Raw genomic sequence first — 21,648 nt, forward strand, 5'->3', positions numbered from 1 at the left:
CGCCTAGACGTCGCGTTTCTTGAGCACAATCATGGCCGGAACCAGGAACAGCAGAACGTAGCCCAGGAAAATCAGGCCGCCTTGCCAAGGATCGATGATGCCGTCGGTGTGGCCAATGGACAGGAACCGTCCGCCGGCGTCGCTGGGGAGGTACTGCGGCACGTACTTCCAGAAGTCACCGGGGATGAAGGTCATAAAACTCGCCGCGATGGACACCACGAAGAACAGGCCCACCAGCACGGTGATGCCGCCGGCGGAGTTGCGCAGCAGTGCGCCGAGCGACAGGCCGATCAAGGCCACACCGGCAACGTAGAGGCCGCCCGTGAAGACGCTGTACAGCACGCCGTCCGTGGACCAGCCCAGGTCAAAGCCCAGTCCCTGGAAGACCGGCATGGCAATGAGGAACGTGGCCGCGGCGGCGATGGTGGTGATGACGTAGGAGATCACGGCGAGCAGGATCGCCTTGGCCACAAAGGCGGGCGTCCGACGCGGGACGGCGTTCATGGTGGAACGGATCATTCCCGTGGCGTATTCGGAAGAGATGAACAGGACAGCCAGCGAGCCCAGCACCAGGATGCCGATCTGCAGGCCGGCATTGGGCAGGTTGTACAGGTCAAAGCCCGAACCCGGCGGGACGGACTGCGCCATCATTTCCGGTGTCATGGTCTGGCCCTGGTCCCGCGCCTGCTGGGCCAGGGAGTCCAGGAAGGAGAACCGGATCAGGACGGCAAGGGCCCCGACGCCAACAATCGCCACAAGGGTCAGGAGCAGCAGGATGCGGGTGGACATCAGGGAGAACAGCTTGATCCATTCGGACCGCAGCACACCGGCGAAGGTCACCCCCTTGGTACCAGCGGTGGAACGGACCCGGGAAGTTTGGGTATCAGTCATGGTGGTCATCGTCCTTACTTTCCTGCCGTTGCCGGGGCGTTTTCCGGGGCGAACTCGCCGGCGGGTCCACCGGTCAGGTGGGAGTGGTATTCCACTTCGTCCTTGGTGAGATCGAAGTAGGCGTCTTCCAGAGACGATTGCTGCGGGGTGAGTTCGTAGACGAGGACGCGGTTGTCCATTGCCACCTGGGCGATCTGCCGTGCGTCCAGGCCGGTCACCTCCAGGGTTTCGGGCTGGCCCTGGTCCACCGTCACGCCATCCCCGGACAGCAGGGCCGACAGCTGGGTGGCCGCGGACGTGCGGACCAGGGTCTTGACCTGACGGGTGCCCGCAATGATGTCCTGCACGGGGGCGTCGGCAATGATCCTGCCGCGGCCGATCACGATCAGGTGGTCTGCGGTCTGGGCCATTTCACTCATGAGGTGTGAGGACAGGAAGATTGTCTTCCCCTGGCCGGCGAGGTAGCGGACCAGGTTGCGGACCCACAGCACACCCTCCGGATCGAGGCCGTTGACCGGCTCATCCAGGATCAGGGTCTGCGGATCGCCAAGGAGCGCGGCGGCAATGCCCAGGCGCTGCCCCATGCCCAGCGAGAAGCCGCCTGCCTTCTTCCGTGCCACGGCCTCCAGGCCGGTCATCTCGATGACTTCGTGCACCCGGGACGTGGGGATGTTGTGCGTCGCCGCCATGGCCCGCAGATGGTTGTAGGCGCTGCGGCTGGTGTGGACCGCCTTAGCGTCCAGCAGCGCACCCACCTCGTGCAGGGGGGCCTTGTGATCGGCGTAGTGCAGGCCGTTGACGGTGACCGTGCCCGACGTCGGCCGGTCCAGTCCCATGATCATGCGCATGGTGGTGGATTTGCCGGCACCGTTCGGGCCCAGGAAGCCCGTTACCTGCCCTGCCTTGACGGTGAAGCTGACGCCGTCAACCGCCGTTTTGCTGCCGTAGACCTTGGTCAGGCCTGTTGCCTCAATCATGGAAATGTTCCTTAGAACAGCAGCCCGTGGCTGCGGGATGCGGGATGCGGGGAAGTTTTCGTGTGTACGTTCCACGCTACCGACGGCACGGCCGGATTTCGCCGGTCTCAGGGATGATTCAGGGTCGAATCAGGGTAGTCCGCACGGATGATGAGGGGTCCCCTCCGGGACGCAGTCGGCTTAGGAGCGGGACGAGTAGTACGTCAGGGCACGCGGTTCCACCCGGATCCGGACGCTGCGCACGCCCGCCAAAGCCTCACCGTCGACCGCCAGTGCCATGGGGGAGACCTCCGACTCAATGCGGACCTCCGTGGCCGCCCGCAGGTGGGTGATCCGGGACGTCGCCACCGTGCCGGTCAGCACCGACCACAGGAGCCGGAGCCGGGCAAAGGATTCGTCGGCGGTGATCATCCGGACATCGAGGACGCCATCGTCCAGCACCGGCCGCGACAAGGGCGCATGGTCCCGGGGGTAGTAGCGGCCGCGTCCGATGTACGCGATCCAGAGTTTGTGCCGGACACCGTCCACTGTCAGGGTGGTGGGTGTTCCCGCGGCGAAGGTCCGGAACATTGCCACCACGCCGGCCAGCGGTTTGCCGAGGGCCGGCTGCAGCTGCTCCCTGCGCCGGACCAGGTTGGGGTACATGCCGATGCTGGCCGTGTTCAGCATGACCAGGTCAGCTGTTTCCGGGTTGCCCGCCAGCCCGCGCTCCACGGTCACAACGCCGACGTCGGCACGCGCGGCATCACCGGCGGCCGCGGCGGCCACAGCGTCCTTCAGGGTGGCAGTCCCCGTGTCCCGCGCGAAGTGGTTGAGTGTTCCGCCCGGGAGCACCAGCAGGGGAAGGGAATGTTCGACGGCGGCCGCGGCCGCCGTGCCAACAGTTCCGTCGCCGCCCCACACGCCAAGGGCACGGGTGTCCGGGCGGGAAGCGGTGGCCTGGATGGCCTCCTCCAGGCTCTCTCCCAGCTCGACCGTTTTTATATGCGCTTTCGGGAATACTTCCTGGAGTGCGTCTCCCGTTTGTTCGGTGAATGAGCCGCCCAGGGTGTTCACCACGATGCTGAGACCTGCACCGCCCGGCAGTTCCGGGGCGTGGGTTGCGGTGCGGGACACTTCGGGAAACGGTGGGCGGACGGGCCACCACTTGCGGGTCACCAGCGCTGCCCCTGCACCGATCGCCGAACCGAAGAACACATCCGATGGCCAGTGGGCCCCAGTGTGGACACGTGAGTAGGCCACCCCCAGTGCCGCCGGCGCAAGTGCCGCACCGACAACCGGCTTAACCATCCCGGCGCCGAGCGCGAAGGCGATGGCCGAGGCCGAATGCCCCGATGGCATGGACGAACTGGTGGGCTGCGGATGGACGAACCGGAAAACCGGCAGATGCTCAGGGAGCGGCCGTGCCCGCGGCAACAGGGTCTTGAACACCACGTTAGTCACAGCCGAAGCCACCGCTTGGGCGATCAGCCCGTGCAGGGCGGCCCGGCGGGGCTTGCCGGCAAACGCGGCCATGATCGCGGCTGCCACCATCCACAGTTTGCCGTGAGTGGCGGACGCGGAGAGGCCGCGGAAGAACGCATCGTGGTTTCCTCCCGGGAACGACGACACGCCGCGGACAAGGTGCCGGTCAACTCGGCTGATCCACCCCGGTCCTTTGCGCCACGCTCTGTACATCTCACCACCCTATAACCGATGGTCCCTCCCTACTTGGAGGACAGGGGCCTCGCGGCTCCGGCGAGGAGCAAGGCCACCAGGATCGGGGCGAGGATCGCGAGGAGCGCCAGGTGGATTCCCGTGAGGTCGCCCAGGTAGCCCAGCAACGGCGGGCCGGCGAGGAAGGAAACATACCCCAAAGTGGATACAACCGAAACCCTCGCGGCTGCATGCTTCGGATCGTCGGCGGCCGCGGACATCCCCATGGGGAAGGCCAGCGCAGCGCCCACGCCCCACAGCGCAGCACCAACCCCGGCCAGCCAGATGTTCCCGGCGAGCACAAACAGGCACAAACCTGCCGTGGCCGCGACCATGCTTGCCCGGAGCACTACAACACGTCCGTACGTGTCGATCACGCGGCCGCCCAAGAGCCGCATCGCCGTCATCGCCAGGACAAACAAGGCGAACATCAGGGCCCCGGTGGATTCCGAACTGCCCAGGCCGTCCACGGTGGCCTTGGCGATCCAGTCGTTTCCGGCGCCTTCGGTGAGTGTTGCGCCCAGCACCACAACGCCTATCAGCAGGGTGCGGCTGTCCCGCCACGCCGATGGCCCCTTCGCCGCCGTCGGTTCACCCTCGGCCGGGAGGGCATGAGCTATGTGCGGGAGGAAGTAGCGGGGCGCCACGAGGGCGACTACCACCACCACGCCGGCGATGACCAGCAAGTGCAATGGCAGCCCGACGCCGATCGTTGACAGGCCCGCACCGATCAGGGCCCCCACAAAGGCACCGCCGCTGAAGGCAGCATGGAACTGGGGCATGATGGTGCGCCGCAGCTTGTGCTCGACGTCGGCCCCCTCAATGTTCTGGGACACGTCCCACAGCCCGACGCCGATGCCGAAGAAGAACAGCGCAATGGCAGTGCCCGGAACCGATTCCGCCGACAGGGACAGGGCAATGCCCACCCCGGCCAGAGCGGACAGCAGGCCGCCAACGCGCACCGCGTTGGCGGTGCCGATCTTCCCCACCACCAGTCCCGCCGTCGGAAGGGCCAGCAGTGAGCCGACGGCTATGCACAGCAGAAGCGTGCCCATCTGGCCGGAGGTCAGGTGCAGCGTCTCGGTGACGGCGGGGATCCTGGCGGCCCAGCTGGCAAAAACAAACCCGTTGATTCCGAAGACCACAAAAGTGGCGGCGGCGGCTGACCTGAGGGACGGTCCGGCCGTCATGCTGGTGTTGATGCTCATGCTTTGACTACTTCCACCGAGAGCTTGTTAAGGTGTGCGAGTTCGTCCGCACTCAGGTCTTTGTCCGTGACAATCACGTTCACCGCGTCCAAGGGGGCAACCAGGGCCACCGCGGTGGCATTCCATTTGGCACCGGCGCAGGCAACAATCACCCGTCCCGCCGAGTCGATTCCAGCCCGCTTCACTGCGGCATCGTCCAAATCATGGGCCAGGAGGCCGTCCTTGAGGTTCAAGGCGCAGGGCGTGACCACCGCCGTGTCGAAGCGCAGGGACCGGATGTTGGCCTCCGCGAGCGGGCCGCGGAACGACAGCTCGCCGGGGACCAGGCTTCCGCCGGGGAGCAGCAGCGCAGGACGCTGGCCGGCGTGCGGGTCGTCGTCCGTGACCGTTATCAGGGAGCGCATGGACATGGGCATCAGCGTCAGTTCGCGCCCGCGGAGGACGCGGGCAATTTCCGTGGCTGTGGTGCCGCTGTCCAGCCACACGTGTTCGCGTTCTCCCAGCAGGCCGGCCACGGCGGCGGCAATCCTGACCTTCACAGCCTGGTCTTCGAGTTCGCGCTGGCCGTAGCCGGGGTTTTCGCCGCCGGCGATGAGGCTCCTGGCACCGCCGTGGACCCGGCGCAGCACGCCATGCGATGCGAGCATCTCAAGGTCGCGGCGGATGGTGGCGCCCGATGCGTCGCACGCCTGGGTCAGCTCCTCCACCGAGACCTCGGTTTTGCGGCGCAGCAGCTCCCCGATCAGGCGGTGCCGCTCGTCAGTCTTCATGCTCATATGATAGCAATTCTTGATCATATGATCGCAACCTGGCCCTCTCTCGCTTCCTGTACAAAACGCTCTCTCACTTTCTGCACAAAAAAAGCAAACGCTCTCTCACCGGGTGAGAGAGCGTTTGCCGAAAGCCTGCAGGAACTGAGAGAGCGTTAGCGGGCGCGCTCAACCCGTTTTTCGTCCCACACGGGCTCGGGAGATTCGTACACCCTGCCGTCGGAACCGAACACCAGGAAGCGGTCGAAGGTGCGGGCGAACCAGCGGTCGTGCGTGACTGCCAGGACGGTCCCCTCGAAGTGGTCGATGGCCTTTTCCAGTGCCTCGGCCGAATGGAGGTCCAGGTTGTCCGTGGGCTCATCCAGCAGCAGGAGCGTGGCGCCGGAGAGCTGCAGCAGCAGGATCTGGAACCGCGCCTGCTGGCCACCGGAGAGGGACTCGTACTTCTGCTCCGACTGCGATGCCAGTCCGTAGCCGTCCAAAGCGCCGGCGGCGGCCTCGCGTCCCAGGCCGGACCGGTGCTCGTCGCCGCGGTGCAGGATCTCCAACAGGGTCTTGCCCAGGAGGTCGGGCCGGAAGTGGGTCTGGGCGAAGAAGCCGGGCCGGATGCGGGCGCCGAGTTTCACGGTGCCTTCGTGCGGCACTTCGGCGATATCGACGTCGGACACGGGGAGGTGCTCGCGTTCCGGGTCCGTCCCACCCGTGGCGAGCAGCCGCAGGAAGTGGCTCTTGCCGGAGCCGTTGGAGCCGAGCACACCCACACGGTCACCGAACCACACCTCGGTGGAGAACGGCTTCATCAGCCCGGTCAGTTCCAGTTTTTCAGCCACGACGGCGCGCTTGGCGGTCCGGCCGCCCTTCAGGCGCATGCGCACGTTCTGCTCGATCGGCAGCGCTTCGGGCGGGCCGGCCTCGAGGAACTTGGCCAGGCGCGTCTGGGCGGCCTGGTAGCGGTTGGCCATGTCCGAGCGGAATGCCGCCTTGTTTTTGTACATGTTGACGAGTTCCTTGAGCTTTATGTGCTCCTCGTCCCAGCGCTTGCGGAGCTCTTCGAAGCGGGCGTTCCGGTCGGCGCGGGCGTCGACGTAGGAGCCAAAGCCGCCGCCGTGCACCCAGGCACCTGCGCCGTTGATGCCCGGTTCGAGAGTCACGATGCGTCCGGCGGCATTGTTGAGCAGCTCGCGGTCGTGGCTGATGAAGAAAACAGTCTTTTTGGACCCGTTGAGCTTGTCCTCAAGCCAGCGCTTGCCGGGCACATCGAGATAGTTGTCCGGTTCGTCCAGAAGCAGGAGTTCGTCTGGACCCGCGAACAGGGCTTCCAGCACCAGGCGCTTCTGCTCGCCGCCGGACAGGCTCGACGCCGGGCGGTGCTGCGCGCGGTCGAAGGGCAGTCCGAGGGCGGCCATGCAGACCTCGTCCCAGACGGTTTCGACGTCGTAGCCTCCTGCGTCTCCCCAGTCCACGATCGCCTGGGCGTACCGCATCTGGGAGGGCTCGTCGTCGTGCTCCACCATCGCGAGCTCAGCCACGTCCACTTCCTTGGCCGCGGCTGCCAGGGCCGGCGGGGCGGCGGAAACCAGAAGGTCGCGGACGGTGGAATCATCCCGGACCTGGCCCACGAACTGGCGCATGATGCCCATGTTTCCGGAGCGGCCGATCACGCCTTCGTCCGGAACGAGGTCACCGGAAATGATGCGGAAGAGGGTGGTTTTGCCGGTGCCGTTGGGGCCGATCAGGGCTGTTTTGGTGCCGTCCGGGACCTTAAAAGTCACGCCGTTGAGCAGTTGGGTGCCATCGGAGAGGAAGTAGTCAATACCGGAAATGTCTATGTGGGCCACGCCAACAATCTTCCCACGCCCGCCCCACAAGAGTTTTTGTCCAGCTGTGAAGCACTTTGGCTGGATGCGGCCGTTTCTGCCCGGTCTGTGAAAACCCCTATAGACCCGTTCCCTGCCTCCGGCCCATCATTGAGAGATCGCGGACCGGAAGGAATGCATATGGAACGCGCCAATTTTCTCGACAGTACTGTTGGCCGGAGGAGCCTCTTCGTAGGATTCGGTGCGGCCGCAGTGGCTGCGGGAACGGCAGGAGTGCTCGCCAGCGCCTACGGCCAGGGTGGCGGACCCACTGCCGGCACTTCAACCGGGCCGCTGTCCGAGCAAGCAGACCTGCTGGACCTGCCCCGCGTCGGGTGGGAGGGCGGCCCCGACTACTGGCGGGCCTTCCCCAAGGCGGCGGGCGCCGGCTGGACCGATCCGTCATTCTTCCCACTGGCGGTTTTCTTCGGCCGCCCTGCCCACGCGGAGCAACTGAAATCCATGGGCATCAACACCTTCCAGGCGGTTGAGCACAACGATCCACTGAGCGTTGCCACCTCCAAAGGGATGTTCTGCATCGTCCAGGATGAGTTCTCCGCGGCCGAGATTGGGGACGATCCCAACGTTGTGGGTCTCTTTGCCTTTGACGAATGCGACATGGGGCTGGGGTGCGGCGGGGCAGACACCAACGCAAGCCTCGCCAACATGCAGCAACAGGTCTCGGCTCTCCGCTCCAGGCAGGACGGGAGATTCATCAACGCCAACTATTCCAAAGGCGTGCTGGGCACATGGTGGGCCCAGGGAACCATGGACGATTTTATGTCCGTAGTCGATGGGGCCAGCGTGGACAACTACGCCTACACCTCCCCCGATACCGGAGCCGCCGTCAAGCAGTCTCCGCATTGGCCGGCGGAAACGCCCACGATGCGGTCAGCCACTTACGGCTGGCTGATGGACAGAATGCGGTCCTACCAGGCGCCGCCCGGCGTCAAACCCAACTGGATGTTCGTGGAGACGGCAATGCCGTCCCTCAACGACACCGGCGCCCGCACCATCAGTCCGGAAGAGATAGAAGGCGCGTGCTGGTCGGCAATCATCCACGAGGCCCGGGGCATCATGTTTTTCCAGCACAACAATGACGGGGTCAATGGCGGATACTCGCTGGTGGACTGCAGCGAGGGGCGGAAGGGGCAGATCCGGGCGGCCAATGCCAAGATCACGTCACTGGCTCCCGTGATCAACACACAGTCCTATGCCTGGAACTTCGGCCCTGGGGTGGACACCATGCTCAAGGCTAGGGCGGGGTCGGCCTATGTCTTCGCAGAAATCGGTCTGGGTACCGAGCCCGGCACGCGGACCTTCGCCCTCCCCGGCCGGATTACGGGAACAAGCGTGGAGGTGGTAAATGAAGGCAGGGCACTGAAAGTGTCCGGAGGTACCTTTGCGGACGACTTCCCGTTCGAATACACGCACCATATCTACCGGATCGCCATCTAGCGCTGGCCGTCCTTAGCCGGCGGCGGCCAGGAACTGCTTGAGCAGCGGCCCGGACGTGGTGGCTCCGAGGCCGCCGTCCTCGACGAAAACGGCCACTGCCAGGTCACCGTGGACAGCCACAATCCACGCGTGGGTCTTGGGCGGGGTCTCCTTGCCGAACTCCGCCGTGCCGGTCTTGGCGCCCACCGGCGCGCCCGGAACGGTCGCCAGGAAGCCGGCGTGGCCGGACGTGACCACGGCCCGCATCATGTCGGACAGCGCCGCGGCCTCGGCGACAGTGATCGGCTGGCCGGACGCCTTGGACGGCGCCTCGGGCGTAACGGTCGACGACGGCGAACCCGCGTCCGCCGTCGCCGCGCCTGAGGTGTCTGCCGCGGCTGCGCCGACGTCGGGGTTCAGGACCAGCTGCGGTGAGACGGGGGATCCCTTGCCCACGGAGCCGGCCATGATGGCCGCCGCCAGCGGGGACAGGAGTACCTTGCCCTGGCCGATCATCGAGGCGGCATGTTCGGTGCCGGCAGCCTCGCCCGGAACGGACCCGAGGAACGCCGCGGCGCCCAGCGCGGGGGCCTCCACGGCTACGCCCATGGCGACGGCGGCAGCCTCAAGCTGGGCCTGCGTGACTGTGTCGCGCGCAGCGATGAAGGCCGTGTTGCACGAGTGGGCAAAGGCGTCGCGGAGTGCCACCGACCCCAGTGAGGTTTCCGGGTAGCCTTCCGCGTTCTTGAACGTGCGGCCGTCCACGGTAAGAGTGGGGGTGCATTCCACCTTCGAATCGGGCGTCAGTCCGTTGCGGAGCATGGCGAGAGAGTCGATGATCTTGAAGGTTGACCCGGGCGCGTACTGGCCCAGCATTGCGGTGTTGTAGCCGTTGCTTCCCGGGCCGGAGGCCGCCGCGAGCACCGCACCCGTGGAGGGGCGGAGCGCCACTATGGCCGACGCCGGGCCCACACCGGCAAGCGTGCTCTCTGCGAGTGACTGGAGGTTTGGATCCAGAGTGGTTTTCAGGGGAGTGCCGGGGGTTGGGGCCATCTCGAACACCACCTTGCGGGGGTCTGTTCCCGCGGCCTGGATCTGTTCGCGGGTGAGGTCGGCCCGCTGCGCACGGATCACCACGGCGTCGGTGCCGCGGAGCTGTGGGTCGTACTGCTGCTGGAGCCCGCCAATGCCGGTCACGTCTCCGGCGGTCAGGACGCCGTCGGACGCCTCGATCTGTTCTGCCGTGGCCTCGCCGACGGTGCCCAGGACTGCCCTTGCAAACGTGCGGCTGGGTGCCAGCGGCTGGGCTTCGGGGATGGCGCGGGCACCGGGGATGGCCGTGATCTGCGCGTCCGTGATGGTGCGGCCCTCGTCACGGAGGGTGATCGCCCGGACAAACGCCTCGGCGCCGGAGGCGGCAACCTGCTGGGCGTAGGCGGCGGGATCCACACCCACCAGTTCGGCCAGTTTAGTGGCCGACGCGGCGGCATCCGCGGATCCCAGGAGCAGTCTGTCGATCCCCACGTTGACCACAGGACGGTACGTGACAAGCTTCGCGTCACCGGCACCCAAAATGTCGGCACGCTGCGGCGACTGGGTGCCCTTGCTGAGGATTTCGTTATCGGCGAGCCCCGGAACCAGGGTTGCCGGGTTCCAGACGGCCAGCCATTTGTCCTCGGATTTCGTGAACTCTGCGGAGACCGTATATTTCCACTCACCGGTGCCGATTTTCCAGATGTAGTTCAACGGAACCGTTGCAGTGTCGCCGTCCAGCGTGAGCTCGCCGGCCGCCACGGTGGGCTTGTCCGGCTCCAGGGCCTTGAAGACGTCCTGGACCTGTTGTTTGGCCACCCCGGAGTCTTTGCCGTCAAAGGCGACCGAGCCGACGTCGAGCGTGGAAAGCGCGGACGCAAACTGCTTGGCCGCGCTTTCAGCACCCCCTCTGCCGTCGTCGCAGGCAACCAGGGAGGCGCCGAGAATGAGTCCAGCTATGGCAAGTGACAGTTTTCTTGAGTTCCCCACCGCGCTATTATGCCCCGGTTTGGACCGTGCCTGCTGTCACCGATCCGTGCGAACGGACACTTGACGCGCCACCCATTTGCGCGAAGGGACACTTGGGGCCCGCCGCCAGGGGTTCAAGTGTCCGTTCGCGCCGGATTAGAGGCCGAGGGCAGGGACCTCAAGACCGAATATGTCTTTCAAGGCATGTTTCGCGGCGAAGTACCCGGGCATCCCCGTCACGCCGGGGCCCGGCGGCGTGGAGGAGGAGCAGAGATACACGCCGGGCACGGGCGTCCGCCACGGAACGCGGGAGACCACCGGGCGCTGGATCAGTCCGCGCACGTCCATAATGCCGGCGCTGAAGTCCCCGCCCACGTAGTTCCGGTTGTAGCTGGCAAGCGCCGCCGCCGTGGTCACGTGTCTCTGCACCACCACATCTCGGAACCCGGGCGCGAAGCGCTCCAGCTGCGCGGTCACGGCCTCGCCCATGTCGCGGGTTGATCCGGCGGGCACATGGCAGTACGCCCAGAGGATCTGCCGCCCGGCCGGCGCCCGGCCCGCGTCGAAACGCGATGGCTGGGCCACCAGTACGTACGGGCGCTCCGGGTGTTTCCCCGCGGAGACTTCGTTCTCGGCACGGGCCAGCTCCGCCCGTGTTCCGCCAACGTGGACAGTTCCGGCGTCCCCCAGTTCCTTTGCTGCCCACGGAACGGGACCGGACAGGATGAAGTCCACCTTGCAGGAACCATTTCCATAGCGGAACGCCTCCATGGCTTGCCGGTACCGGGCCGGGAGCCTGTCGCCGGCGATGTTCAGTAAACCCCGGGGGGCCACGTCCAGCAGAGTGGCACGCGCGCCGCGGAGTTCGTGGAGACTCTCAATCGGCGCCCCCGTGTGGATCACGCCGCCGTGGGCACGGATGTCGGCTTCCAGTGCAGCCGCGATAGAGGCCGATCCGCCCAGCGGAATCGGCCAGCCTTGGGCGTGGGCCAGTGCGGTGAGCATAAGCCCGGCACCGGCGGAGGCCAGCGAGGGCAGCTGCGAGACCGCATGGGCGGCCACGCCGCTGAGCAGTGCAGGCGCAAGGTCACCGTTGAACCGCGTGTTCCACAGCCGCGATCCCTGCTCCAGTGTCCGCAGCCCGAAGAGCGCCGCCGCCAGGGGATCCCGGGGGATCCTGAGCAGCTGGTGCTGCGTCAGGTCCATCACGCCGTCAATGCGGCTCACGAGCGGTTCAAGAAGCCTGCGGTAGGCGTCGCCGTCCCTGCCCAGGCCCTGGACCGCCCGTTCGAGGCTGTGGTAGGCGAGGGCCGCCCGTCCGCCGTCAAGGGGTGATCCGAATGAAAGTTCCGGAACCACCAAGTCTATCCGGCGTGCCAGTTCGAAGTCACGGAAGAAAGGGGACGCCAGCGCCATGGGGTGCACGGCGGAGCAGATGTCATGAATATGCCCCGGCTGCATCAGTTCCGCGGTGCGCGTGCCGCCTCCGATGGTGTCTGCCGCCTCGTGGACTTCGACGGAGAGGCCGGCGCGGGCCATCACAGCCGCTGCGGCCAGCCCGTTGGGTCCGGACCCGACGACGGCGGCGTCAGGCATGGTGTCTCACCCGCCAGGGGAGCACCGCGAATGAGGGATGGCGGGGGCTGAACCGCAACCAGTCCGGCAGTCCGTTGAACGGCCCTCCCTGCGGATCATCCAGGTGATGACGGCGGACGGGATCGTAGTCCGGATCATAGATGTCCCACACAACGCGGAACATCAAATATGCCGTTGCAAGCATATGTGCGGCTACCGCCAGGACATAGTATGGCATATCAATATTGTGCTGCGTCGGGCCCTGGCTGGTCACCTGGCCCAGGTACATCCAGACGGCTGCCCAGTGCAGGCCTTCAACGCCCTGCCAAATGAGAAAATCCCGCCACCGCGGCCGGGCCAGCGCCACAAGCGGGATGAGCCACAGGACATGCTGTGGCGAATAGACCTTAGTGGTGAGGATGAAGGCACCCACGATGAGGAACGCCAACTGGGCCAGCCGCGGCCCGCGTGCTGCTGTGAGCGCCACCGCGGCAATCATGGCGCAGGCCAGCAGGAACACGGCCAGCGCCAGCCAGTTGATGGCTGTGGGATCGAGCACCGGCCAGCGCAGCCGCCGGGCCACCAGGTTGTAGGCGAACCATAATGACCCGTAGCCGGCTTCCCTCGTCTCGGTGAACCTGAAGAAGTAGCCCCAGCCGGACGGGTTGGAGAGCGCAACAGGTACGTTGATGGCCAGCCAGGCCGCCGCGCTGGCGCCGGCCGTGACCAGGAACGCGCGGATCCGCCCGGTACGCAGGGCCAGCAGGAGGATGGCTCCGAGAACCAGGGCGGCGTAAGGCTTGGTCGCCGCGGCGAGCCCGATCAGTGTGCCGGCCAGGACCAGCCTTTCACGCGAAAAACACAGCATGCCCAGCGCCAACAAGGCCACGGCCCACATGTCCCAGTTGATGGTTCCGGCCAGCACGATGCCGGGTGCCAGCGCCACCATTGCCGCATCCCAGGGGCGCCGCTGTGACATCCGGGCCGTAGCCAGCACTGTGACAATCCATACGGCTGCAACCAGCGTGGCATTAACGTCGAAGTAGCCGAGGATCCGCGCGTCACTGGCACCCTCGCCCGGGACCAGCCAGGCAGTCACGCCGGCAATGAATCCCATCAGGACGGGGTCTTCAAAAAGAGATCCCGGGCTCAGGATCGGGAACGTGGCGTCTCCCAGGCCGCGGTTGCGGAAAAATTCCGGGAAGTCGGAATAACACGTTGAATAGAACTGGCCGGGGCTCGACCAGCCGTTGGCCCGGCAGTAACCCTTGATCGCGATGCCGGCCAACGCCGCCACTACGGTCAGGATGATCAGGACACGTTCCACCGTAAAAACGCCGGGGGAGATGAGGCCGGGCGCCGACCGGGCACCCATCGGGCCGCCGATCAGTTCCGTGAAATTCTTTAGCAGCAGGTCGCTGCGACTCGGAACAACCAAGCGGGCGCGCCGTGGGTGCGCCGGTGGCTTCGTCTCCTGCATGTCTGAGAGCTTACCCGGACGTGCGCTGCCGGACCGTGGACTTCATGTCCGGCTCTCGCCTCAGTTCATACCGCCCATCTGCTGGTGCAACAGGACGAAAACGTCTTCGCGCCGCCGGTCCAGGAGCTGCCCGTTGAATTCCCGGCGGTCATCCCGGACAGGCCGCCGCAGGGAAAACAATGCTTTCTTGATTCTCTTGATCATGGTGGTCACCTCCTTTCGGCGTAAAATTGGGCATGACAAATAAGGCCATTTAATACCAGAGCAATAACGGCATAATTAGGCAGGGAAATGCCCTGTGGTTATGAATAGATCGCAAATGCGAAGACGGACCCGTATTCCAGCGGCTGTGCAGACCCCAACAAAGAAGCTGAGTTCCGAACTATGGGGATGCTGCGTCGCCGCGCGGACCAGCCGGGAAGGGACGCCGACAGGAGACGTCCAGCGGGCGTCGCCTAAGGCGAGCCGTCCGAGGAGGATGGGCCTGGATATACCTCATTGCAAGTGACGCCACCGCGCGGGCGGGATCAGTTGCGGGAAGGTTAGGAGACAGGCGCTCCGTTAAGACGGCGCGCAAAAGCAGCAGAGGCCGGGTTCGCGGTGATGGTCATCTTCCATCCGCTAGTCAAAGTAATCATTTTTCCCAACCTCCTTTTCTGTTATGCCGCTGCCTCGGCTGACTTGCCTGGCAACGCGCGCCGCGACCCCGGCAAAGACGCTCTGGGGTCAGGAATAAAATTACCCTATGAATGCAGCAATGCGCCACTTAATTCGCAAAGTTTTTCAAGAAAGTTTATAAAGGCGCTTTTAGAGTCCCCAGCGGACAATGGCCGGGGTCCGCTTATCCCAGCCGAGCGTGCAGACTTTCGCGGTTCCTAGGATGAAATGACGGCCCTCGGCAGGCGGCAGCTCCAGCCAGCGCGCAGTGAGGATCCGGGAGAAGTGCCCATGCGCCACGATCAGCACGTTGTCCACCCCGGATTCCAGCACGCGGGCCACAATCTTGTCGGCGCGGGCTGCCACTTCGTCCAGGGTCTCGCCGTTGGGCACACCATGCGTCCAGATCAGGTATTCCGGGTTGTCCTTGCGGATCAGGTCCGAACTGATGCCCTCGTAGTCGCCGTAGTTCCATTCGACCGCCAGCGGCTCATGCTGCGCGTCAGGGTAACCAGCCAGCTCGGCTGTCCGCCGGGCGCGGCGCAGCGGGGACGTCAGGACCAGATCGAAGTCCACCTGGTCCAGCACCTTCCGGGCCTCCACGGCCTGTTGCTCGCCTTCCACGGTCAGGGGCAGGTCGGTGAGCCCGGTGTATTGCCCGCTCTTGGACCACTCGGTCTCGCCGTGGCGCAGGATCCAGAGCTGGGGGCGGGGCGCGGTCATCGGGTCAGTCATTTGGACTCCTCGTTCGGGGAAAGTTCGACGTCGGCGGCCGGCTCTGCTGCTTCCGGAACCGGGGGTGCTGCCTCGGGCTGCTCCGCCCACCAGGCGAGCAGCCTCGCTTCGGCGTCGTCCGGTTGCAGCGGTCCGTGTTCCATCCGTTCCTCCAGCAGGAACTTGTAGGCACGGCCCACCACGGGACCAGGTTTGAGGTTCAGGATGGCCATGATTTTTGCACCATCCAGATCGGGCCGGACCGCGTCCAGGGACTCCTGCTCGCGCAATACGGCGATCCGGTCTTCCAGATCGTCGTAGGCGAAGGCGAGCCGTTCAGCCTTCCGCTGGTTGCGCGTGGTGACGTCCGAGCGGGTCAGCCGGTGCAGCCGGTCCAGCAGAGGGCCGGCGTCCGTGACGTAGCGGCGGACGGCCGAGTCGCTCCAACCGGCATCACCGTAGCCGTAGAAACGCATGTGCAGCTCCACCAGCCGTGCGACGGCCTTGATGGTGTCGTTGTCGAACCGCAGGGTCTTCATCCGCTTGGCCGTGAGTTTGGATCCCACCATGTCGTGGTGGCGGAAGCTGACCGCGCCGCCCGGTTCGAAGCGCCGCGTAGCCGGCTTGCCGACGTCGTGCATCAGCGCTGCGAACCGCAGCACAAAATCGGGGGCAGGCACGGCGCCGTCGGCATCCGTTTCCAGGGCGGCGGCCTGTTCCAGGACCTGAAGGGAGTGCTGGTAGACGTCCTTGTGGCGGTGGTGCTCGTCAGATTCCAGCCGCAGGGCGGACACCTCAGGCAGCACGAACTCGGCGAGGCCGGTTTCCACCAGCAGGTCCACCCCGGCCCGGGGGTGGGCACCGCAGATGAGTTTGACCAGCTCATCACGGACGCGTTCGGCCGAGATGATATCGATCCGCTCGGCCATCTGGCTCATGGCCAGCCGCACGTCGTCATGCACGGAAATACCCAGCTGCGACGCGAACCGGGCGGCGCGCATCATGCGGAGGGGATCATCGGAGAAGGAGGCCTCGGGTGAAGCGGGCGTCGCCAGGACGGCGGCGTTGAGATCCCGGACGCCGCCGAACGGATCGATGAGTTCAAGGGACGGGAGCCGCAGGGCCATGGCGTTAATAGTGAAATCGCGGCGCAGGAGATCGTCGGTGAGTGAGGTGCCGAAGGCCACCACGGGCTTGCGGGACTCCGGATCGTAAGCCTCGGCCCGGTAAGTGGTGATCTCGATCTGGAAGCCGGACTTCCGCATGCCGATCGTCCCGAAGGCGCGGCCGATCTCCCAGAAGTTGTCCGCCCACTTCTTGATCAGGGCAACAGTCTGGTCCGGGGTGGCGTTCGTGGTGAAGTCCAGGTCGGGCGAGGTGCGGCCCAGGAAGAGATCCCGTACCGGACCGCCCACCAGGGACAGCTCGTGGCCGGCGTCGACAAAGCGCTGCCCGAGCTCCAGGACCACCGGGTCCACCTGGAAATCGACGGTGTTGGAATCAATCTTGTGATGTGCGTGCGCCATAGTTACTTAAGCTTGTCAGAAACAAGCGGCTTGGCAGGCCAAAATCTCCTCAAGATCGCGCCTATTCGCCTATGGCCCCTCAAAGTGCGTCATACGCAGTCCATCTTGATGTCATGTTCCGGTCATCATGATCGGACAAGAGTCGTTAGAGTGGACTCCATGGCCCATCCCGTACCGAGCGCTCCCGGCAGGAGGACAAACGCACCGTTGCCGTCGGCAATTGGTGCCCATGTCGCGCCTGCCTTGCACTCGGCCCCGGCCTCGCTCCCTACGGTGGAGGAAATTTCCGCCGGCGGCGTTGTGGTGGACACGTCCGACGGCGAACTAAGGGTTGCGATTATTGCCCGCCTGAACAGGGGCGGACGGCTGGAGTGGTGCCTTCCTAAGGGCCATCCGGAAGGCAAGGAAGACAACGAGCAGGCCGCAGTCCGCGAGATTGCCGAGGAAACCGGCATCGAGGGCGATATCCTGGCCCCGCTGGGCAGCATCGACTACTGGTTCACTGTCAGCGGGCACCGCGTCCACAAGACCGTCCACCACTACCTGCTGCGCGCCACCGGCGGCGAACTCACGATCGAAAACGATCCGGACCACGAAGCCGTGGACGTCGCATGGGTCCCCATCAAGGAACTCGCACGGAAGCTCTCGTTCCCCAATGAGCGCCGCATCGCGGATCTGGCCCGGGACGTCCTGCCCGAACACCTCTAAGGCCGCCTCCGCCGGAGTTGCGTGTATGCCTGCACCGGCATATGGCCTGTCCATTGCGGTACAAACAGCGTCCGGGTGAGACGATGAACTCGATGTCAGCTACCAATCCCCCCTCCGATAAAGCGCGCCGCGCCGCCCCGAGCGAATCCGCGAGTGAAACCCGGTCCAGCGCCATCATGGCTGCAGGCACCCTGGTATCCCGGTTCCTGGGCTTCGGCAAGACCTGGATGCTGGGTGCCGCGCTGGGCCTCGGCTCCACGGTTAACGACACGTTCATCAATGCCAACAACCTGCCCAACCTGATCTTCCTGCTGGTGGCCGGTGGTGTGTTCAACGCCGTGCTGGTGCCGCAGATCATCAAGGCGAGCAAGGCCCCGGACAGGGGAGCGGACTACATCAGCCGGCTGCTGACGCTGGCTGTGCTCCTGCTGCTGGGCCTCACAGCGCTGGTCACGCTCGCTGCTCCGTGGGTCATTGAGCTGACCACACAGGGGTATTCGCCGCAGCAGAAGGCCCTGGCAGTTGCGTTCGCCTTCTGGTGCCTGCCCCAGATCTTCTTCTACGGCCTCTACGCCCTGCTGACGCAGGTCCTCAACGCCAACGGCGCGTTCGGGCCGGCCATGTGGGCCCCCATCATGAACAACCTGGTGGCCATTGGCGGCCTGGGCATGTTCATCTGGATCTTCGGCGAGAACGCCATGAATCCGCACACGCTGGACAACTGGGGCCCATCCCAGACCCTGCTTGTGGCCGGCTTCTCCACCATAGGCGTGGTGGCCCAGACAGCCATCCTGCTGATCCCGGTGATCCGCCTGAGGCTGGGTCTCCGGCCCCGGTTTGGCTGGCGCGGAGTGGGCCTTGGCCAGGCCGCGAAGCTGAGCGTCTGGACGCTCCTGACGGCCGCCGTCGGGCAGTTGGCGTTCCTGTACGTCATGCGTATCGCCACTATTCCCGGTGCCGAGCGCCTCCGGCTGAAGGCTGCGGGGGATCCGGCGGCAGAGATGCTGCCCGGCAACGCGGTCCTGGAGGTGGCCAGCCAGCTGTACCTGCTGCCGCACTCGATCATTGCGCTATCCCTCGCCACTGTCCTCTTTAACCGCATGACCCGCGCTTCGCAGGATGGCAACCGCGCAGAACTCCGCGATGCCCTCTCGCACGGCCTCCGCACCATGGCGGTGGCCACCGTCTTTGGCGCGCTGGCACTGTTTGCGCTGGCGGGGCCGCTGGGCATGTTCTTCTCCGGTGGTCCTCGCCAGGACGGCGTGATGCTCGCCCAGACGCTCACTATCCTCGCGCTCAGCACCCCGTTTATGAGCGCCAACTTCATGATGTCGCGGGTTTTTTACGCCAATGAAGACGCCCGTACACCCTTCAATATCCAACTGCTGCTCGCCGTGGTCTACGTGGCCGGTGCCTTTGGGATCCAGTTCCTGCCGGTGGGCCAGATCATTTACGCCATCGCCCTGCTGTACATGGTGGGCAACATCCTCTCGGTGATCATCAGCGCCTTCTTCCTGCGCCGGCTTCTGGGCCACCTCGACGGGCCGCGGATCGCCAACTCGTATATCCGGATGGGCTACGCGGCGCTCGGTTCCGCGATCGCGGGCGCCGGGGCCCTGTGGCTGATGGGCAGCTACAGCGCGGACGGCTTCGCCTGGAGCGGCCGGCCGGCTGCCCTGGTGACAGTCATCGTCGTCGGACCCATCATGTTGTTTGCCTACCTCTTCCTGCTCAAGATCTTCAACGTCGCGGAACTCCGCGACCTCATGCGCCCCCTGTTGGGACGGCTGGGGCGCGGTACCGGACCGTCGGACGGCGCCGGGGGAGCGCCGTCGTCCGCTGCGGGTGCCGAGGATTCCGGAACGGAACGTCCGACGCCGGAACGCGCCACGGTCGCGGTGGACACCGGCCTGATTCCCCGGATCTCCGGCGAATTCGACGCCGTGTCATTCCGCGCAGGACCCGTACCTGAACCCCAGGCAGCGCCTTCGGCGCCGGAAACTCTTCGAGGAAATCCCAGAGTGCGTGCCGCCTCGGGTCCAGGTGAGGGCGCCAATGAGGAAACTGACGGGATCGCTGACGGGGCTACTGGCGAGGGCACTGAACCCGCCGCGGGATACCTTCCCGCCGAGGATGTGCCCGGCACAGCGCGGGGCGGGCTGCTGCGCGACGAGATTCCACTTCCCGGCCGGCGCACGTTCCAGGGCCAGGCCGGACAGAACCCCCATTTCAGGCCACGACGGCCTCGAAAAAAGTGATCTTCGCGCGGTTTCCGGTTGCCTGTCGACCACGGCGGCCATAGCCGATCGGCTAGGATCGACAGTGAACAGGGGTAGTTGCAGGCAAGCGCAGACCGGCTCGCCGACTGGCTTTTGACCGGTTTCTGACCGGCGCTGGCATCATCTACGCCGGCATTCCCGGACAGTCTAGGAGGAACACGTGTCCCACCCGATCGACGTTGGATCAGTACTCGGCGGCCGCTACAAGGTCACAGCTACGGTATTGACCTCACACGACCAGGATCTGGTGCTGGACGGGGTGGACCAGGTTCTCAACCGACCGGTCAGCATTCTGGTCGCCGGCCCGGACAACACCGAACAGGTGGCCCAGAGCGCCCGCGAGGTGGCTACCGGTGAACGCCCGGGCAACGTCCAGGTCCTGGACCTCGGCGTCACCGAGGCTGCCACGTACCTCATCACCAACCACACCTCCGCGGCAGACTTGCTGGACCTCGTGGTTGCCTCCGACGCGCCTTACGTCGAACCGTTCTTCACGGATACCCTTGGCAGCGAAATTTTCGGCCAGGCGCGTTCCCACGAACCCGAACCATACGACGATGAGGAGAACATCGACGCCGGGTACATTAACTACGCGGACAATCACCCCAGCCAGGTTGATTCATTCCGGTCTGCCGCGCCGGTAGTTCCGCCGCTGGTACCCCCGGTTGTTCCTGCCCGTCCGCCGCTCCGCCCGGCAGTCCGTCCGGCGTCGGCTTCTGCCAGGACCGGGGCCGCTGGCGCAGGGGCCGTCGCTGGCGCGGGGGCAGCCGCTGCCACTGCTGCACACCAGCACGTAACTGCGCCGCAACCAGTGCAGGCCGCAGAAAACCGGTCGGTTTCCGGACCCGCTGAGCCCAGGACCGGCGCATCGTCCGATGCGCCCAAGGTTTCTTTGTGGTCTGAGGACGACTACTCCAACGGCTCCCAGGATGCAGCAGGCTACGACGAAGCCGGGGGCTCCGAAACACCCGAGCGCTCCGATCGTGCAGCGCGCGCCTTTCCGTCGCTTGCCCGGAAAACCTCTCCTGCGGCGACGGTACCGCCTTCCGGCGGGACGGATGACTATTACGACGACGAAGAGCCCGAGCGTGAGCCCCGCTCCATGCGCTGGCTGGTGGGCGGACTCCTTGCCGTGGTGCTGATCGCAGGGTTGGTCTTTGCGGTCACCAACCTGGGGAGTCTCTTCAAAACGGGCCCTCAAGCCGCCCCATCCTCGAACTCGACGGGCGCAACTCAGCCAAACACGGGGTCGGCTTCCCCTAACCAGAGCTCCGCAGCGCCAGCAGCACCACCGGCCATCGAGAACATCACCCGCCAAGGTGATTTTGACTTCGCAGCCACCTACGACGTGGATTTGGTGAAGGCGTTTGACGGCAACGCAGCCAGCTACTGGTCGGACATGGAATTTGCCACCGAGGGCTGGGGCGGTCTGGCAAAAGATGGCGTTCCATTGTTCATCAAGCTGAAGAATCCGGCAAAGGTTTCGTCGGTCACCCTGACTCAGCTCGGAGCCTCTGGCGGCAACCTCAGTGTCTTCACCAATGACCGTCCGTCACTGGACGGCGCAAAGCTGGTGGGGACCAACAGTTTCACGTCAGCAGATCTGACCATGCCGCTGGCCGAGCCAGTGGAGGCACAGTACGTGATCGTGTCCATCAAGTCGCTTCCCAAGCTCGCCGCCCCAAAGACCCGCTACGGCTTTGGCATACGCCTGGCGGAAATCAAGATCCAGTAGGGCCACCAGCGCCGCTCCTGTTGAGCCGCGGCTGTTCTGCCCGGAGCATTGCTCCGCAGTAACAGACGCGGCTCAGCTGTCTTCAGACGGTAATCTGGTAATGCGTCCCGTCCAGGTGACGGGGTCATCACCACTGATG

The 21,648-nt window shown here is 65.4% G+C and carries 16 protein-coding genes; 4 read left to right on the plus strand and 12 right to left on the minus strand.

The genetic code is table 11. The features are described from left to right. Nucleotides 1-3: 3 nt before the first annotated feature. The 6 genes from AC50YA_RS08125 to AC50YA_RS08150 all read right to left on the minus strand — a co-directional run bounded on the left by AC50YA_RS08125 (nucleotide 4) and on the right by AC50YA_RS08150 (nucleotide 7,379). On the minus strand, nucleotides 4-900 hold the full coding sequence (locus tag AC50YA_RS08125) for an ABC transporter permease (RefSeq protein ID WP_494981787.1): 897 nt from the start codon (nucleotides 898-900) through the stop codon (nucleotides 4-6). Nucleotides 901-905: 5 nt separating this feature from the next. After that, nucleotides 906-1,868: an ABC transporter ATP-binding protein gene (locus tag AC50YA_RS08130; RefSeq protein WP_494981788.1), complete on the minus strand. Its 963-nt coding sequence runs from the start codon at nucleotides 1,866-1,868 to the stop codon at nucleotides 906-908. A 180-nt stretch (nucleotides 1,869-2,048) separates the two neighbouring features. Further along, nucleotides 2,049-3,545: a bifunctional phosphatase PAP2/diacylglycerol kinase family protein gene (locus tag AC50YA_RS08135; RefSeq protein ID WP_494981789.1), complete on the minus strand. Its 1,497-nt coding sequence runs from the start codon at nucleotides 3,543-3,545 to the stop codon at nucleotides 2,049-2,051. A gap of 29 nt (nucleotides 3,546-3,574) precedes the next feature. Further along, nucleotides 3,575-4,771 carry an MFS transporter gene (locus AC50YA_RS08140; RefSeq protein ID WP_494981790.1) on the minus strand — a complete coding sequence of 399 codons (1,197 nt, stop codon included), beginning with the start codon at nucleotides 4,769-4,771 and terminating at the stop codon, nucleotides 3,575-3,577. Beyond that, nucleotides 4,768-5,541, minus strand: a complete 774-nt coding sequence (locus AC50YA_RS08145) for a DeoR/GlpR family DNA-binding transcription regulator (protein WP_494981791.1) — start codon at nucleotides 5,539-5,541, stop codon at nucleotides 4,768-4,770. Before AC50YA_RS08145 ends, AC50YA_RS08140 begins: the two co-directional genes overlap by 4 nt. Before the next feature lie 155 nt (nucleotides 5,542-5,696). After that, a complete protein-coding gene (locus tag AC50YA_RS08150) occupies nucleotides 5,697-7,379 on the minus strand; it encodes an ABC-F family ATP-binding cassette domain-containing protein (protein WP_494981792.1) in 1,683 nt (560 codons plus the stop codon). A gap of 159 nt (nucleotides 7,380-7,538) precedes the next feature. On the opposite strand from AC50YA_RS08150, the gene AC50YA_RS08155 reads away from it, so the two are divergent. Further along, nucleotides 7,539-8,855 carry a hypothetical protein gene (locus AC50YA_RS08155; protein ID WP_494981793.1) on the plus strand — a complete coding sequence of 439 codons (1,317 nt, stop codon included), beginning with the start codon at nucleotides 7,539-7,541 and terminating at the stop codon, nucleotides 8,853-8,855. 12 nt (nucleotides 8,856-8,867) lie between these two features. Here AC50YA_RS08155 and AC50YA_RS08160 read toward each other — a convergent pair whose 3' ends face one another. The 6 genes from AC50YA_RS08160 to AC50YA_RS08185 form a co-directional block, all read right to left on the minus strand. Then, nucleotides 8,868-10,856, minus strand: coding sequence for a penicillin-binding transpeptidase domain-containing protein (locus AC50YA_RS08160; protein WP_494981794.1), 1,989 nt, complete (start codon nucleotides 10,854-10,856; stop codon nucleotides 8,868-8,870). Nucleotides 10,857-10,991: 135 nt separating this feature from the next. Then, nucleotides 10,992-12,431, minus strand: coding sequence for a phytoene desaturase family protein (locus AC50YA_RS08165; protein WP_494981795.1), 1,440 nt, complete (start codon nucleotides 12,429-12,431; stop codon nucleotides 10,992-10,994). After that, nucleotides 12,424-13,890: a glycosyltransferase family 87 protein gene (locus tag AC50YA_RS08170; protein ID WP_494981796.1), complete on the minus strand. Its 1,467-nt coding sequence runs from the start codon at nucleotides 13,888-13,890 to the stop codon at nucleotides 12,424-12,426. The genes AC50YA_RS08165 and AC50YA_RS08170 overlap by 8 nt, the downstream gene beginning before the upstream one ends. Before the next feature lie 60 nt (nucleotides 13,891-13,950). Then, entirely contained in the window at nucleotides 13,951-14,094 is a 144-nt protein-coding gene (locus tag AC50YA_RS08175; RefSeq protein WP_494981797.1) for a hypothetical protein, read from the minus strand. Between the two features lie 603 nt (nucleotides 14,095-14,697). After that, on the minus strand, nucleotides 14,698-15,282 hold the full coding sequence (locus AC50YA_RS08180) for a histidine phosphatase family protein (protein ID WP_494981798.1): 585 nt from the start codon (nucleotides 15,280-15,282) through the stop codon (nucleotides 14,698-14,700). Next, complete coding sequence (locus AC50YA_RS08185) at nucleotides 15,279-16,787, minus strand: CCA tRNA nucleotidyltransferase (protein ID WP_494981799.1); 1,509 nt, start codon at nucleotides 16,785-16,787, stop codon at nucleotides 15,279-15,281. The genes AC50YA_RS08180 and AC50YA_RS08185 overlap by 4 nt, the downstream gene beginning before the upstream one ends. Nucleotides 16,788-16,994: 207 nt before the next feature. Between AC50YA_RS08185 and AC50YA_RS08190 the strand changes: the two genes are divergently transcribed. The 3 genes from AC50YA_RS08190 to AC50YA_RS08200 all read left to right on the plus strand — a co-directional run bounded on the left by AC50YA_RS08190 (nucleotide 16,995) and on the right by AC50YA_RS08200 (nucleotide 21,509). Then, nucleotides 16,995-17,495, plus strand: a complete 501-nt coding sequence (locus tag AC50YA_RS08190) for an NUDIX hydrolase (protein WP_141141894.1) — start codon at nucleotides 16,995-16,997, stop codon at nucleotides 17,493-17,495. A 92-nt stretch (nucleotides 17,496-17,587) separates the two neighbouring features. Next, nucleotides 17,588-19,753 carry a murein biosynthesis integral membrane protein MurJ gene (murJ, locus tag AC50YA_RS08195; protein WP_494981800.1) on the plus strand — a complete coding sequence of 722 codons (2,166 nt, stop codon included), beginning with the start codon at nucleotides 17,588-17,590 and terminating at the stop codon, nucleotides 19,751-19,753. A 181-nt stretch (nucleotides 19,754-19,934) separates the two neighbouring features. After that, complete coding sequence (locus AC50YA_RS08200) at nucleotides 19,935-21,509, plus strand: ABC transporter substrate-binding protein (RefSeq protein WP_494981801.1); 1,575 nt, start codon at nucleotides 19,935-19,937, stop codon at nucleotides 21,507-21,509. The last annotated feature ends 139 nt before the right edge of the window (nucleotides 21,510-21,648 follow it).

The organism is Pseudarthrobacter sp. RHLT3-21 (assembly GCF_059383495.1).

What these genes read in the sequence shown, in the direction of transcription:
- AC50YA_RS08125 (WP_494981787.1), bottom strand. Translation starts at nt 900, where the DNA reads ATGACCACCATGACTGATACCCAAACTTCCCGGGTCCGTTCCACCGCT.
- AC50YA_RS08145 (WP_494981791.1), bottom strand. Translation starts at nt 5,541, where the DNA reads ATGAAGACTGACGAGCGGCACCGCCTGATCGGGGAGCTGCTGCGCCGC.
- AC50YA_RS08130 (WP_494981788.1), bottom strand. Translation starts at nt 1,868, where the DNA reads ATGATTGAGGCAACAGGCCTGACCAAGGTCTACGGCAGCAAAACGGCG.
- AC50YA_RS08165 (WP_494981795.1), bottom strand. Translation starts at nt 12,431, where the DNA reads ATGCCTGACGCCGCCGTCGTCGGGTCCGGACCCAACGGGCTGGCCGCA.
- AC50YA_RS08140 (WP_494981790.1), bottom strand. Translation starts at nt 4,771, where the DNA reads ATGAGCATCAACACCAGCATGACGGCCGGACCGTCCCTCAGGTCAGCC.
- AC50YA_RS08170 (WP_494981796.1), bottom strand. Translation starts at nt 13,890, where the DNA reads ATGCAGGAGACGAAGCCACCGGCGCACCCACGGCGCGCCCGCTTGGTT.
- murJ (WP_494981800.1), top strand. Translation starts at nt 17,588, where the DNA reads ATGTCAGCTACCAATCCCCCCTCCGATAAAGCGCGCCGCGCCGCCCCG.
- AC50YA_RS08180 (WP_494981798.1), bottom strand. Translation starts at nt 15,282, where the DNA reads ATGACTGACCCGATGACCGCGCCCCGCCCCCAGCTCTGGATCCTGCGC.
- AC50YA_RS08185 (WP_494981799.1), bottom strand. Translation starts at nt 16,787, where the DNA reads ATGGCGCACGCACATCACAAGATTGATTCCAACACCGTCGATTTCCAG.
- AC50YA_RS08135 (WP_494981789.1), bottom strand. Translation starts at nt 3,545, where the DNA reads ATGTACAGAGCGTGGCGCAAAGGACCGGGGTGGATCAGCCGAGTTGAC.
- AC50YA_RS08155 (WP_494981793.1), top strand. Translation starts at nt 7,539, where the DNA reads ATGGAACGCGCCAATTTTCTCGACAGTACTGTTGGCCGGAGGAGCCTC.
- AC50YA_RS08175 (WP_494981797.1), bottom strand. Translation starts at nt 14,094, where the DNA reads ATGATCAAGAGAATCAAGAAAGCATTGTTTTCCCTGCGGCGGCCTGTC.